Origin of the sequence: Candidatus Azobacteroides pseudotrichonymphae genomovar. CFP2, assembly GCF_000010645.1 — a bacterium.
GTDB lineage: Bacteria > Bacteroidota > Bacteroidia > Bacteroidales > Azobacteroidaceae > Azobacteroides > Azobacteroides pseudotrichonymphae.
This window is the reverse complement of sequence record NC_011565.1, coordinates 901,726-917,081: the sequence shown is the minus strand read 5'-3', so window position 1 is coordinate 917,081 and position 15,356 is coordinate 901,726. Positions and strand designations below refer to the sequence as shown.

Sequence of the window (15,356 nt, the reverse complement as noted above, 5' to 3'; positions counted from 1 at the left end):
TAAAACAACCATCTATCTGTTGATAGATAGTTGTTTTTTTGTTGTTATAGGAACCCAATCTCCTCGAGATATTTTCGAATCGTTCACTTAGGTTTTTCACATACAAAGAGGAAGGACAATGCATATAAACTTTATCCTTCTCTTCTGTAAAAAGAAGTTTTGTTTATTCATTCGATGCCTTAATGGATTTCTTACGAAATTCTTTTAGAGCTTTTTCAATGGTTAAAGAAATTTTTCTTGCACGCGTGCCTGCAGCTTTATTCCCTTTTTCTATTTGAGCAGTAGCGTCTTTTTTAAAAGACGTAAAATTTTCCTGAATAGTTACCAATAAATTTTCCATAACATCCATTTTATAATCATCAATCGAGAAATATATTTGCACAAAAATAAATATTTGTAAGTTATTACCAAATTGTTTTATTTTTTTTTATAAATTGACCAAATACAAATTAAATATTTTGAATTAACCCGATAGGTTAAGTATATTTTATGAGTGACTATATCGTGTCAGCAAGAAGGTATCGTCCTGCTACTTTCCAATCGGTAGTTGGACAAAGACCATTAATTACAACACTTAAAAATGCTATTCAAAATAGCAAATTGGCACATGCTTACCTTTTTTGTGGACCACGTGGTGTGGGAAAAACTACTTGTGCCCGTATTTTTGCAAAAACTATCAATTGTACATGTCTCAAAGAAGACGGTGAAGCTTGTAATGAATGTGATTTTTGCCAATCATTTAATGAAAATCGTTCTCATAACATTTATGAGTTGGACGCTGCTTCTAACAATTCAGTAGAAAATATTCGTTTTTTGACGGAGCAAATGCGAATACCTCCTCAAATAGGACATTATAAAGTTTATATTATAGATGAGGTTCATATGTTGTCTACTTCCGCATTTAATGCATTTTTGAAGACATTGGAAGAACCACCTCATCATGCAATGTTTATATTGGCCACTACCGAAAAATATAAGATTATTCCAACTATTTTATCACGTTGTCAAATTTATGATTTTAGTAGGATCACTATTAACGATATAGTTGAATACTTGGAATATATAGCTCAAAATGAAAATATTTCTACTGAAAGAGAAGCTTTAAACATTATTGCTCAAAAAGCCGATGGTGGAATGCGTGATGCTTTATCCATTTTTGATCGAGTGGCTAGTTTTTCTGCTAACAATATTACTTATCAATCAGTTATTGAAAATTTGAATGTATTGGATTATGAGTACTATTTTCGATTAGTAGAAGCTATTCTTATTGGAGATGTAAGTTGTAGTTTACTTATTCTCAATAAGATCATAAGAAAAGGTTTTGATTTACAGCAAGTTATTGTGGGTTTATCTGACTTTTTTCGTGATATAATGGTTTGTAAGGATCCACAAACTATTGTTTTATTTGAAATAGGTGATTCCGCTATAAGAGAGAAATATCTGAATCTTTCCAAACAATGCACAAGTGATTTTTTGTACAATGCCCTTGAACTTAGCAATGAATGTGATTTAAATTATAGATATAGTAAAAACAAACGTTTGCTTGTAGAATTATTACTTATTCGTCTGTGTCAACTATGTTGTCAGTTACTGACTGATGGAAAAGATAAAAAAAAAAGAGTGATCGAACCTTTGATCGCAAAAGAGAAAAATGTTTCAGTTAAACAAGAACAAGTTTTTGTCAGTGAAAAAAAATCTATCATAGAATCAGAAATTCCCGATTTGTTACTCAAAGTAAATAAATTGAGATTTTCTTTGAAAAAGAGTACTGAAGATATAGATAATGAAAGAAATCAAGTATATCCTCAACAACAACTCTTTACCGATAAAGAAAAGTTCGAGTTTCTAACTAAAAAAAATCCTGTCTTAATTATACTTGTGGAAACATTTAATTTGAGTTATTAATTTGCTATTCTATCATTTTGAGGAATTCATCTTCTGAAATTATTTTTATTCCGAACCGTTGAGCTTTTATTAATTTGACAGGTCCCATATTAACACCAGAAAGAATAAAATCGGTTTTTGCCGAAAGAGAAGAGACATTTTTCCCTCCGTTGTTTTCTATCAATTCTTTATACTTGTCGCGAGAATATTTACGAAATATTCCGCTGATGATAAATGTTTTACCTGCTAATTTGTTATCGATAAATATCTTTTGAATCGTAAATAGCTGTAATCCATATAATTTTAAGCGTCTAATTAATTGAAGGTTGTTTTCATTACTAAAATATTGAATAACACTTTGAGCTATTTGGTTACCGATTCCATCTATTGTCGTTAGTTGTTCATTATTCGCTATTGATAGTTGTTCTATTGTAGGGAATGCTTTAGCTAATCTCTTAGCTACGACTTCACCTACGAAATGGATTCCTAGTCCGTATAAAACACGTTCGTAAGGAACTTGTTTAGATTGTTGTACACTCTCTACGAAATTGATTGCACTTTTTTCTGCCCATCGCTTTAATTGAAGAATATCATCTATTTTTATTTCGTAAAGATCGGCAATATCACGAACTAATCCTGCTCTGTAAAATGTTTCAATCGTTTCTTCCCCTACATTAATGTTCATAGCCTTTCTGCTTGCAAAATGAGTTATCATCCCTTTTATTTGGGGTTTGCATTGAGTATAGTTTGGACAATAGTAAGCTGTTTCATTTTGAAAACGTATTAAAGGCGTATTGCAAGCTGGGCAATTTTTAGGGAAATTCACTGCTTTGTTTCCAAATGTCAATCGTGCTTCTTTGTTTATACCGGTAATTTTAGGGATAATCTCTCCCCCTTTTTCTACGTAGCATTGGTCGCCAATGTGTAAATCAAGGGCATTAATGATATCTTCGTTGTGTAACGAGGCCCGTTTAACTATTGTGCCAGATAGTAATACTGGTTCTAAATTAGCAATAGGTGTAATAATTCCAGTTCTTCCTACTTGAAAATCTACAGAATGTAAGGTTGTTTTGACAGTTTCTGATTGAAATTTGTAAGCAATGGCCCAGCGCGGTGATTTAGCTATTCGTCCCAAAAGTGATTGTTGACGAATAGAATCCACTTTTAATACAACACCGTCCACTGCAAAAGGCAGACTTTTTTTCCATTTACCCCAATAGTTGATGAAATTTTCAATTTCATCTATCGTTTTACAACATTTGATAATATTTGAAACTTTAAATCCCCAACCTTGGGCAAGTTGTAGATTTTCATAATGACTATCGCTAGAAAGATTATCACCTAAAAGTTGGTATAAATAAGCATCTAAATTACGCTGTGAAACGACTTGCGGATTGAGTGTTTTCAATGTCCCTGCAGCAGCATTCCGAGGATTAGCAAATGGGGGTTCACTGTTTTCTATTCTTTCTTTATTTATTTTGTTGAAAGCGGCCCAAGGAAAAACTATTTCACCTCGTATTTCAAAGAACCTAGGATAATTATTCCCATATAATTTTAAAGGAATACTTTTAACTGTACGAATATTTGTTGTAACATCATCTCCGGTAGTTCCATCTCCTCGTGTAACAGCACGTAACAATAAACCACTTTCATAAATCAAAGAAATAGAAACTCCATCGTACTTTAATTCGCAAGCAATTACAAAATTTTCATTAAGTATTTTTTTTATTCTATTATAAAAGTCATTTATTCCCTCCCATGAATAAGTATTAGAAAGAGAAAGCATTGGATAAATATGATTTATTTGTGCGAAATTATTATTGATATCGTTTCCTATTCGTTGTGTAGGAGAATAATAGTCGTAATATTCCGGATATTGAGCTTCCAGTTTTTCTAGTTCTTTTAATTTTTTATCGAATTCAAAATCACTGACAATTGGTTGATATATTACATAATATCGATAATTCCAATTATCTATTTCTTGTCTTAAATTATCTATCTTTTGTTTTATATTCATATATACGATTTTTTACTAAAATTACTTGTAAGCCACAAGATAATACAGAATGCTTCTTCTAAGAAGAAGAAGAAGAAGAAGAAGAAGTAGTAGTAGTAGTAGTAGTAGTAGTAGTAGTAGTAGTAAGAACATAATTTTATTTGTATCTAAATAATGCATATATTATCCATATAACTTATACAGTGTGATTATAGAAATAGTAACCATATTGAATTTCAAAAATATAGAAGAAGGCTCGCTTTCTTTTTCTCCTAAAATAAATTATTTGCTTGGAGATAATGGTATGGGAAAGACAAATTTGCTTGATGCTCTGTATTACCTCGCTTTTACAAAAAATCACACTAATCTGACAGATTCTCAATTAATTAATTACAATAAAGACTTTGCGGTTCTTCATGCTTTTTACAAAGATAAGGACAACATAGAGGAGATTTACTGTGGCATAAAGCTTAAACAACGAAAAATTTTCAAACGGAATAAAAAAGAGTATAAGAAACTTTCCGAACATATTGGATTAATTCCGACAGTGATGGTCTCTCCCAACGATACAAATATGATCCAATTCGGAAGTAATGAGCGTAGAAAATTTGCTGATATGCTTATTAGTCAATACGACAAAGAATATTTGAGAACATTGATTTATTATAATCAAGCTTTACAACAAAGGAATTTTTTATTAAGGAATGCTCTTCCTTCTCTATCTGGCGAAGAGTTTGAAATATGGGAAGAACAAATGGGGACTACTGGTGAAATTATATATCAAAAAAGAAAGAATTTTACAACTGACTTTTTGCCTTTATTTAAGGAATATTATTATACCATTAGTGATAAGAATGAAACAATAGACTTGGAATATGTGTCTCATTTAGACGATCATTCCTTATTTGAATTATTGTATGAAAAAAGAGAACGGGATAAAATATTAGGATTTACTAGCACAGGAATTCATAAGGATGACTTTAACTTTTTACTTAATAATTTTTTAATTCGTAAAATTGGTTCACAGGGTCAAAATAAAACTTATTTGATTGCTTTGAAATTGGCACAATTTAGTTTTTTGGTTCAAAAGGGGCTGTCTATCCCTATATTGTTGCTAGATGATTTATTTGATAAACTAGATGCTAAGCGAGTAGAAAAAATTATTCGCCTGTTAGCCCAAAAAACTTTCGGACAAATATTTATTACTGATACTAACCGTAAACATCTAGATAATATTTTAACAAAAATGCAACATGCTTATAAACTTTTTTATGTAAGCAATGGAACAATTAGAGAAATTTTATGAAATTAATTTGAGACCTATATTTCTAAAAATATTATTTCTACATTTACTTTTTTCATGGTATATAACTAATGATAGATAATTGATTTGAGTGAACAAGAGATATTTCGTCGTAAAAGTCTAGAAGAATTAAAAAGTAGAGGAATTGACCCCTATCCTGCCGACGAATACATTGTAACGGATTATTCCACAGAAATAAAAAGGGGCTTTAGAGAGGATTCTCCACGATGGGAGGTGTCTGTTGCAGGGCGAATGATGAGTCGTCGGATTATGGGTAAGGTTTCTTTTGTGGAGCTTCAAGATTCTGTTGGCAGAATACAACTTTATATTAAGTGCGATAGTCTTTGCCCGAATGAGAATAAGGATCTTTATTATATAGTATTTAAAAAATTACTAGATATTGGCGATTTTATTGGTATAAAGGGATATGTTTTTTGTACACAAACAGGTGAGATATCTATACATGTGAATAGCTTGACGTTACTTTCTAAATCTTTGCGTCCACTACCTATTGTCAAATCTAAAGATGGAATGACTTATGATTCTTATAATGATGTTGAATTACGTTATCGTCAACGATATGTAGATTTAATTGTCAATGAGGGTACTAAGGATATTTTTCTGAAAAGAACAAAAATTTTCAATTCTGTACGTAGCTTTTTCAATGAAAAAGGTTACATAGAAGTAGATACCCCTGTTTTGCAAAGTATACCGGGTGGAGCAGCTGCTCGTCCGTTTGTTACCCACCATAATGCATTAGATATCCCTTGCTATTTACGTATTGCTAATGAGTTATATCTGAAACGGTTAATTGTTGGTGGATTTGAAGGTGTCTACGAATTTTCTCGTAATTTTCGTAACGAGGGTATTGATAAAGTACACAATCCGGAGTTTACAGTTGTAGAAGTTTATGTTTCTTATAAAGACTACAAGTGGATGATGAATTTTACCGAACAAATGCTTGAACATATTTGCATAGAGATTTTGGGTAGCACAGAGTTGAAGATAGGAGAATATATAATCAATTTCAAAGCTCCTTATAGAAGAATTACTATGATTGATGTTATTGAAGAAAATACGGGTGTTAATATTGCTGGAATGAATGAAAATCAATTGCGAGAGGTTTGTCGTTTTCTACATATAGAAGAAGATAAAACAATGAGTAGTGGGAAACTCATTGATGAGATATTTGGTAAAAAATGTGAGTGGAAATATATTCAACCAACATTTATAATTGACTACCCGAAAGAGATGTCTCCCCTTTGTAAATGCCATCGACAAAATGCCGAATTGACAGAACGTTTTGAATTGATAGTAAATGGATTTGAATTAGCTAATGCATATTCGGAATTGAATGATCCAATTGATCAACGTAAACGTTTTGAAGATCAATTGAAGCTTTCGAAAAAAGGAGATAATGAAGCAATGTTTATAGATCAAGACTTTTTACGTGCATTGGAATATGGAATGCCTCCAACTTCAGGAATGGGAATTGGGATGGATCGTTTAGTAATGTTGTTAACAAAACAAACTTCTATTCAAGAAGTACTTCTTTTCCCTCATATGCGTCCGGAGAAATTAGATTATTAAAAATAAAATAGTCCAAATGAATAATGCATGTGAAATAGGAATATTAGGAGGTGGTAGTTGGGCTACCGCTATTTCTAAAATTATTTCTGACAATTGTCTTAACTTTCATTGGTATATGCGTCGTATAGAGCAGATTGAAGAATTCAAAGCATTAAAACATAATCCGTTTTATTTGCCAAATGTAAAGTTTGATATAGAGAGGATATCCTTTCATAGTAATATTAATGAAGTTGTTGAAAAATGTGATATTTTATTTTTTGTCGTTCCTTCTCCATTTCTCAAACAGCATCTTCAAACTCTTTACTTGCCATTGAAAGGCAAATTTATTGTATCAGCCATCAAAGGTATTGTCCCTGATGAAAATATTTTAGTAAGTGATTTTTTTATTAAAAATTACGATGTTTCGGTAGATAGTATTGCTATGTTAGGAGGACCTTGCCATGCTGAAGAAGTCTCTTTGGAAAGATTATCTTATATCACAGTGGGATGTGACAATGAAGAGTATGGGCAGAGATTGGCAAAATTATTTACTACAAACTATGTGAAAGTAATTGTTAGTAAGGACATTTCTGGTATAGGGTACGTTTCGACATTAAAAAATGTATATGCTATTGCAGCTGGTATTTGTCAGGGCTTAAAGTATGGTGATAATTTTCGAGCGGTTCTTATTTCTAATTCAATGATGGAATTGGAACATTTTGTTAAAATTGTAAGTCCTATGTCAAGAAATTTGTATGATTCGGCTTATTTGGGCGATTTATTGGTAACGGCTTATTCGAGATTTAGTCGTAATCAACTTTTTGGAATAATGATAGGCAAAGGATATTCTATTGTAGCAGCCCAAATGGGAATGGGAATGGTTGCAGAAGGATATTTCGGGGTTAAATGTATCAAAGAAATTAATAACACATACCGCGTGGATATGCCCATATTAGATGCAGTATACTCTGTTTTGTACGAAAAAAAACCAGTGAGGTCTGTAGTGCAAAAATTATCGAGGATACTTGGGTAAGAAAAATTATAAAGCTATGAAATTAGATATCAAATTGAGCAGCTCGATGTTTAAAACATTAAAAGCAATGACAAAAGAGCAAGTTGTTGCACAAGCAGTTAAAACTAAAGAATGTAATAGAATGTTGGAAGTTGGAAATGGAAAAGGAAGAGATTTTCTGGGATGGTTACATTTCCCTTCTTCTGTTATAGAAAAAGATATGGATGATATTCAGTTAACTGCCAATAGTTTTCGTACTGACTGTGAAGTTGTTGTAATAGTTGGTATTGGTGGCAGTTATTTAGGTGCAAGAGCAGTAATTACTGCTCTTGCAAATTCATTCGGTGCTTTGAAAAATGAACGACCAGTAGTTGTTTATGCTGGTCATAATATTAGTGAAGATTATTTATACGAATTGTCTGAATATTTAGAAGGGAAAAAATTTGGTATTATAAATATTTCTAAATCTGGTACTACTACTGAGCCAGCATTGGCTTTCCGTATTTTGAAAAAACAATTGGAAGATTCTATAGGGAAAATGAATGCTCAAAAGCACATTGTTGCTGTAACAGATAAAGCACGAGGTGCTTTACATAATTTGGCAGTCAAAGAGAAATACAAGACTTATATTATACCAGATGATATAGGAGGCCGTTTTTCTGTCCTAACGCCAGTAGGATTATTACCGATTGCGATAGCCGGAATAAATATTAAGCAACTAATTGCGGGTGCAACTGATATGGAGAGAGCAACATCAAGTGATATCCCTTTTGAAAATAATCCAGCTGAACTTTATGCATCCACTCGTAACGAATTGTACAAAATTGGTAAGAAAATAGAAATTCTTGCTAACTTTAATCCAAAGTTGCATTATGTTGCTGAATGGTGGAAACAACTCTATAGTGAAAGTGAAGGGAAACAACATAAAGGTATTTTTACGGCTGTAGTAGATTTTACTACTGATCTACATTCTATGGGACAATGGATTCAGGAGGCAGAAAGGACTGTTTTTGAAACAGTAATATCTATTGCTAGTCCTAAATATAAAGTAGAAGTTCCATTGGATAGTCAAGATTTGGACGGATTGAATTTTTTATCGGGTAAGCGAGTGGATTATATTAATAAAATGGCAGAATTAGGTACACAAATTGCTCATGTAGAGGGAGATGTCCCAAATATTAAGATAGAACTTCCGGAATTGAATGAATATCATTTAGGGCAACTACTGTATTTTTTTGAAAGAGCCTGTGGTATCAGTGGTTATCTATTGGAAGTTAATCCTTTCGATCAGCCAGGTGTAGAATCATATAAAAAGAATATGTTTGCTTTGCTTAATAAACCCGGATTTGAACATTTGAAACCAGGGAACGAAATTAGAAGTAAATTATATGACTTTTGAAGAAGTATATAAAAGTTCTCTTGATTATTTTTGCGGCGATGAATTGGCTGCTAAAGTATTTGTTGATAAGTATGCACTAAAAAGCAATAAGGGAGAGTACTTTGAAAGTACTCCTAATGAAATGCACCAACGTATAGCAAGAGAAATTGTAAGAATTGAACAAAAATATCCTAATCCTATTCTTACTGAAAAAAATATTCTTGAAGTTATCTCAGATTTCAATTATCTCATCCCACAGGGTGGAAACATGTTTGGAATAGGGAATAGTTATCAATTAACCTCTCTATCTAATTGCTTTGTTATCGGAAATAGGACGGATTCTTACGGTGGGATAATGAGAACTGATGAAGAACAAATCCAACTGATGAAACGTAGAGGAGGTGTTGGGCATGATTTATCTCACATTCGTCCTAGAGGAAGTCCCGTGAATAATTCAGCTATCACTTCGACAGGAATGGTTCCTTTTATGGAACGATATTCTAATTCCACACGTGAGGTAGCACAAGAAGGTAGGCGTGGAGCTTTGATGTTATCAATGTCTGTAGAACATCCTGAAATAGAGTCATTTATTGATGCTAAAATAGAAGAAGGAAAGGTAACAGGGGCAAATATCTCAGTTAAACTGACAGATGAGTTTATGAGAGCAGTCGAATCAAATCGTTCTTTTATTCAAAGATTCCCTATTGATTCTGAAAATCCTCAAATCATAAAGGAAATAGATGCTAAGGATCTTTGGAATAAGATTATTCATAATGCTTGGCAATCTGCGGAGCCTGGAGTTTTGTTTTGGGATACTATTTTAAGGGAATCTATTCCTGATTGTTATATTGATAGTGGATTTGGAACAGTTTCAACAAATCCTTGTGGTGAAATACCCTTATGTCCATACGATAGTTGTCGTCTACTGGCCATTAATTTGTATTCTTATGTAAAACAGCCATTTAAAAAAGAAGCTGAATTTGATTTTGATTTATTTGAGGAGCATGTAGCATTGGCCCAACGAATGATGGACAATATTGTTGATTTAGAGGTAGAGAAAATAGATGCTATTCTCATGAAAATAATATCTGATTATGAATCAGATGAAATAAAACATACTGAACAATTACTATGGGAAAAGATTCGTCACAAAACTTTAATCGGAAGGCGAATAGGGATTGGTATTACTGCTGAAGGTGATATGTTGGCAGCTTTGGGATTTCGTTATGGAACAGAAGAAGCAACTAATTTTGCAGAAAGAATTCAAAAGGTATTAGCTCTGTCCGTTTATAGAGCTTCAGTAGAAGTAGCCAAAGAACGTGGTGCATTTGAGATATTCAATATTGAACTAGAAAAAAATAATCCTTTTATTCATCGCTTAAAAGAAGTAGACTCTCAGTTAATTGAAGATATGCAACAATTTGGCCGCAGGAATATTGCTTGTCTCACTATTGCTCCTACTGGTACAACTTCTTTGATGAGTCAAACAACTTCGGGAATTGAACCAGTTTTTCTACCTGTTTATAAACGAAGACGTAAGGTTAATCCGAGTGATGAGATAACAAAAATAGACTTTGTAGATGAAATGGGCGACTCGTGGGTAGAGTATACAGTGTTTCATCATAAGTTTGTTAAGTGGATGGAAGTACAAGGTTATCCTACAACAAGAAAATATGCACAACGAGAAATAGATGCTTTAGTTGCAAAATCACCTTATTATAAATCTACATCTAATGATGTAGATTGGTTACAAAAAGTTAAAATGCAGGGTCGTATACAAAGATGGGTAGATCATTCTATTAGTGTTACAATTAACTTACCCAATGAAACAAAAGAAGAATTAGTTAATTATCTGTATATTGAAGCATGGAAATCTGGGTGTAAAGGTTGTACAGTTTATCGTGATGGGTCTCGCAATGGTGTTCTAGTAACCACTTCGAAAGAGAATCATAAAATTGATGGAGGCAAAGAATATGGAGAAAATTTGCAAGAAATGAAGTCTGGCGTAAACCAATCGGAGAAAGCTGATTTTATATCACCAGCCATCAATTTGTATCGAGTTTCATTTCTAGCAAAACGTCCGAGTAAATTGGAAGCTGATGTTGTAAGATTTCAAAATAATAAAGAAAAATGGATTGCTTTCATAGGACTACTGAATAATTTTCCTTACGAAATATTTACTGGCCTTAACGATGAAGAAAATGGTATTTTTCTTCCTAAAAGTGTTTCGAGAGGAGTTATTATCAAAAATGTAGATGAAAACGGAGACAAACGTTACGATTTTCAATATTCTAATAAACATGGGTGCAAAACAACAATAGAAGGCCTTTCTGCCAAATTTAATCCAGAATATTGGAATTATGCCAAGCTGATTTCTGGTGTATTACGGTATGCCATGCCATTAGAACAAGTTATAGACCTTGTACATAGTTTACATCTTAACGATAGATCTATCAATACATGGAAAAGTGGTGTGGAAAGAGCATTGAAAAAATACATAAAAACAGGCACAAAATTGAAGGGAGAAAAATGTTCGAATTGTGGACAAGAGAGCTTAGTATATCAAGAGGGTTGTATAAGTTGTGCCAGCTGCGGTTATTCCAAGTGCGAATAACATTTTTTATATCTTTCCAATCTAATTGGAAGAAAATTACTGTTCTAAATCTAACAATTGCTTTTTAATTTTTACCCCATAGGTATACCCACCCAATCTCCCATTAGTATTAATTACTCTATGGCAAGGAATTATAATAATAATAGGATTTTTACTAGTTGCTGTTCCTGCTGCTCTATAAGCGTTTGGGCAATGAATAGCTTGTGCTAGTTGTAAATAACTGATTGTCTTTCCATAGGGAATGAGTTGTAATTCTTCCCATACCTTTTTCTGAAATACTGTTCCTTTTATTATGTCAAGTGGAAGTTCGAAGGATTGGCGTTTTTTTGCAAAATACTCATTCAATTGAATACAAGTTTGTTGAATAATTGGATGGTTAGATATAAAATTGTCCGATAATGCGTTTTTTTTACATAAATACAACCTTGTAAGTATTTTTTCCTCTGCTTTTATTTCCAAACATCCAATGGGCGATAAATAACGATATATTGTTTCCAACTTTTATTAAAGTGTTTTGCTGTTTTTGTAGTAAAAAAAAAATTACTGTAATTCTTATATTACAATTTACAATCATCTTTTTCTTTGAAAAAGAAGGAAATATACATTATGATATGGAATAAAGATATTACCCATGAAACGACAATTTTCGTCTGTTTCCACTCAATTTGATATTGACGAGCGATAGTAAGTGCTAATAGAAGAATAGAAAAGCTCACTCCTATAACAGACAATGTATTGAAACTTTTTTTGTTTTTAGCTCCCCATCTACTATGGTTGAAACCATAAAAAACATATATATCATACCCTATTAATGTCCAAAGAATTAAAAGTATCCATGTCTCAAATGATAAAAAAAACATCATAGAGAGGCATGTAAATATGCCTAATATAGGGATGAATGGCACCCAAGGAGTACGAAAAGTACGATGGACATCTGGCATCTTTTTTCTCATAATTAATATACCGAAACAAACAATAATAAAAATCGTAAGCGTCCCAATACTTGATAGTTCACTTGTTATGCGTGCAGGTACAAAAAGAGCACAAATACTAACGACCATCATGCATAAAACATTGCTTTTATACGGTGTATGATACTTGGGATGTATGTCTGAAAATAATTGAGGAAGTAGCCCATCACGACTCATAGAATAAAAAACACGGCTCTGTCCTAATAGCATTACTAATATGACAGATACAAATCCAATAAGAATAGAAGGTATGATAGCATAATTTAACCATTGAAAAGTTCCCATTTGATCAATAGCAACCTTTACTGGTGCAATACCATCTTTCCCTTGAAATTTTGTATAGTTAGTTACACCTACTATTACAAAAGAAAAAAGGATATACAATATGGCACATAATATCAAAGAACCCATGATACCAATAGGCATATCTCGTTGAGGATTCTTAGTTTCTTGTGCAGCAGTACTCACTGCATCAAAACCGACATAAGCAAAGAAGATAAGGGCAGCTGCATGAATGATTCCACTAAATCCAAATTCACCCCACTTCCCTTCGTTTTTAGGTATAAAGGGAACGTAATTTTCGTAATTAATAAATCTCCAACCTAAGATGATAAAAGCGAGAACCACAGCTACTTTCAAAAAAACAATAACATTATTTATTTTCGAGCTACTTTCTGTTCCTCTTGTCAATAAAAAACTTATCAAAACGATAATGAGAGCAGCAGGTAGATTTATAATTCCTCCTTCCCATGGTCCTATTGTCCATTCGCTAGGAACGTGTATTGATAATTGTTCTAGAAATTTTACGAAATAACGACTCCAACTAATACTAATAGTAAGTACTCCTACAGCGTATTCCAATACTAAATTCCAGCCTATTATCCATGCACCAAATTCACCCAAAGTAGCGTAAGAATAGGTATAAGCACTTCCTGCTACAGGTAACATAGAGGCAAATTCGGCATAACATAACCCTGCAAAACAACATCCAACTGCTGCAATTAGAAATGAAATAATAATAGAGGGTCCCGCATAATTACCTGCAGCAATCCCAACAATGGAGAATAATCCTGCACCAATAATAGCCCCTAATCCCAAAGCTATTAAGCTGAAAGGACCGAATGTTTTTTTTAATGTATTTTCCCCTTCCTGTTTTGCTTCAGAAAGCAAAACAGAAATCGGTTTTGTTTTAAAAATACTCATTGGACAATTAAGTTTTGATGTAATGATTCGCAAATATAAATAAATTTCGGTTTATTTATTAAAGGAATATTTTCCTATATTGTCTTACAGCAATTATAATAACATGTTATTCATAGTGGTTCATTATGATAAATAATGCAATATTAATTGGTTTGATTACCCCTGAACAAAGTGAAACGAAGTTGGGTGAATACCTTGATGAATTGGAATTTCTTGCCAAAACAGCTGGGATTCAATCGGTCAAGCGATTTACACAACGATTGGACTATTCTCATCCAGTCAGTTTTGTTGGAAGTGGGAAACTGCTGGAAATCAAAGACTTCACAGAGAATAAAAATAATAAAATCGATATTGTCATTTTTGATGATGAACTTACTACTAAGCAATTACGAAATTTAGAAACCATCTTGAAAGTTAAAATTATGGATCGGACAAGCTTGATTTTAGATATTTTTGCTTCTCGAGCACAAACAGCTCATGCAAAAAAACAGGTGGAATTAGCACAATATAATTATATGCTTCCTCGCTTAACTCATTTATGGACACACCTTGAGAGGCAAAGTGGTGGTTTTCGAATGCGTGGACCTGGTGAAACCCAATTGGAGACCGATCGTCGTATTATTCTCAATAAAATTATTCATCTAAAAAAAGAACTGAAAAAGATTGATAAACAAAAGGTAGTTCAAAGAAGCAATCGCGGACGGATGGTACGCGTAGCTTTGGTAGGTTATACCAATGTAGGAAAATCTACACTAATGAGTTTATTAAGCAAATCCGATATTTTTACCGAAAATAAACTATTTGCTACTATAGATACCACTGTTCGTAAAGTAACTATCAATAATTTAGTTTTCCTCCTTACCGATACAGTAGGATTCATACGTAAACTTCCAACTGAATTGATAGAGTCATTTAAATCCACACTTGATGAAGTACGTGAAGCCGATTTATTGATACATATTGTAGATATTTCTCATCCATCATTCGAGGAACAAGTGAAAGTAGTAATTCAAACTCTGAATGAAATCAACAAAGAAAAAAAACCCTATATAGTTGTTTTTAACAAAATAGATGCTCTTTTACATATTACTGGAGATAAGAATGACTTAATCTCAAGAGACCAGGCAAATGTTCCATTAGATGAGTTAAAAAAAACGTGGGGGGGCAAGTTACATGAAAATTGTGTATTTATTTCAGCGCGCAAGAAACAAAATATAGAGAAATTGAAGAAAAAATTGTACGATAGAGTGAAAGAAATTCATATTCAACGTTTTTCTTATAAAGAATTTATTTCCCCTTCCTTTAAGCCTTTAAGAAAAAACACAAAAATTTATGATCGAGAAATAAAGTAAAAAAGAGAAAAAGTAAAGTCATCGCGATTTTTGGCTCTCATACTTATTCTTACTCATGTGAATACAATTGATGA

The 15,356-nt window shown here is 32.6% G+C and carries 10 protein-coding genes and 1 pseudogene; 7 read left to right on the top strand and 4 right to left on the bottom strand.

Annotated elements, in window-relative coordinates; all coding sequences use genetic code 11:
• Positions 1 to 163: 163 nt before the first annotated feature.
• Entirely contained in the window at positions 164 to 340 is a 177-nt protein-coding gene (locus CFPG_RS03630) for a histone H1 (RefSeq protein WP_041572553.1), read from the bottom strand.
• 149 nt (positions 341 to 489) lie between these two features.
• On the opposite strand from CFPG_RS03630, the pseudogene CFPG_RS03625 reads away from it, so the two are divergent.
• Positions 490 to 1,770, top strand: a pseudogene (locus CFPG_RS03625) (DNA polymerase III subunit gamma/tau); the annotation flags it as partial.
• A 139-nt stretch (positions 1,771 to 1,909) separates the two neighbouring features.
• Here CFPG_RS03625 and ligA read toward each other — a convergent pair.
• Positions 1,910 to 3,901: an NAD-dependent DNA ligase LigA gene (gene ligA, locus CFPG_RS03620; protein ID WP_012573651.1), complete on the bottom strand. Its 1,992-nt coding sequence runs from the start codon at positions 3,899 to 3,901 to the stop codon at positions 1,910 to 1,912.
• Positions 3,902 to 4,085: 184 nt separating this feature from the next.
• Here ligA and recF point away from each other — a divergent pair, with 184 nt between their 5' ends.
• From recF to CFPG_RS03595, 5 genes are all read left to right on the top strand, one after another.
• A complete protein-coding gene (gene recF / locus CFPG_RS03615) occupies positions 4,086 to 5,186 on the top strand; it encodes a DNA replication/repair protein RecF (RefSeq protein WP_012573650.1) in 1,101 nt (366 codons plus the stop codon).
• A gap of 75 nt (positions 5,187 to 5,261) precedes the next feature.
• On the top strand, positions 5,262 to 6,773 hold the full coding sequence (lysS, locus tag CFPG_RS03610) for a lysine--tRNA ligase (RefSeq protein ID WP_265348062.1): 1,512 nt from the start codon (positions 5,262 to 5,264) through the stop codon (positions 6,771 to 6,773).
• 16 nt (positions 6,774 to 6,789) lie between these two features.
• A complete protein-coding gene (locus CFPG_RS03605) occupies positions 6,790 to 7,785 on the top strand; it encodes an NAD(P)H-dependent glycerol-3-phosphate dehydrogenase (RefSeq protein WP_012573648.1) in 996 nt (331 codons plus the stop codon).
• A gap of 16 nt (positions 7,786 to 7,801) precedes the next feature.
• The gene (locus tag CFPG_RS03600; protein WP_012573647.1) at positions 7,802 to 9,163 is read left to right on the top strand and encodes a glucose-6-phosphate isomerase; all 1,362 of its coding nucleotides are present in this window, start codon (positions 7,802 to 7,804) and stop codon (positions 9,161 to 9,163) included.
• A complete protein-coding gene (locus tag CFPG_RS03595) occupies positions 9,153 to 11,756 on the top strand; it encodes an adenosylcobalamin-dependent ribonucleoside-diphosphate reductase (RefSeq protein WP_012573646.1) in 2,604 nt (867 codons plus the stop codon). Before CFPG_RS03600 ends, CFPG_RS03595 begins: the two co-directional genes overlap by 11 nt.
• A gap of 36 nt (positions 11,757 to 11,792) precedes the next feature.
• On the opposite strand, the gene CFPG_RS03590 is transcribed toward CFPG_RS03595, so the two are convergent.
• Together CFPG_RS03590 and CFPG_RS03585 are read right to left on the bottom strand one after the other, a co-directional pair.
• Positions 11,793 to 12,254 carry a methylated-DNA--[protein]-cysteine S-methyltransferase gene (locus CFPG_RS03590; RefSeq protein WP_012573645.1) on the bottom strand — a complete coding sequence of 154 codons (462 nt, stop codon included), beginning with the start codon at positions 12,252 to 12,254 and terminating at the stop codon, positions 11,793 to 11,795.
• Positions 12,255 to 12,313: 59 nt separating this feature from the next.
• The gene (locus tag CFPG_RS03585; protein WP_012573644.1) at positions 12,314 to 13,930 is read right to left on the bottom strand and encodes an amino acid permease; all 1,617 of its coding nucleotides are present in this window, start codon (positions 13,928 to 13,930) and stop codon (positions 12,314 to 12,316) included.
• 125 nt (positions 13,931 to 14,055) lie between these two features.
• Between CFPG_RS03585 and hflX the strand changes: the two genes are divergently transcribed.
• Entirely contained in the window at positions 14,056 to 15,282 is a 1,227-nt protein-coding gene (gene hflX / locus CFPG_RS03580; protein ID WP_012573643.1) for a GTPase HflX, read from the top strand.
• The last annotated feature ends 74 nt before the right edge of the window (positions 15,283 to 15,356 follow it).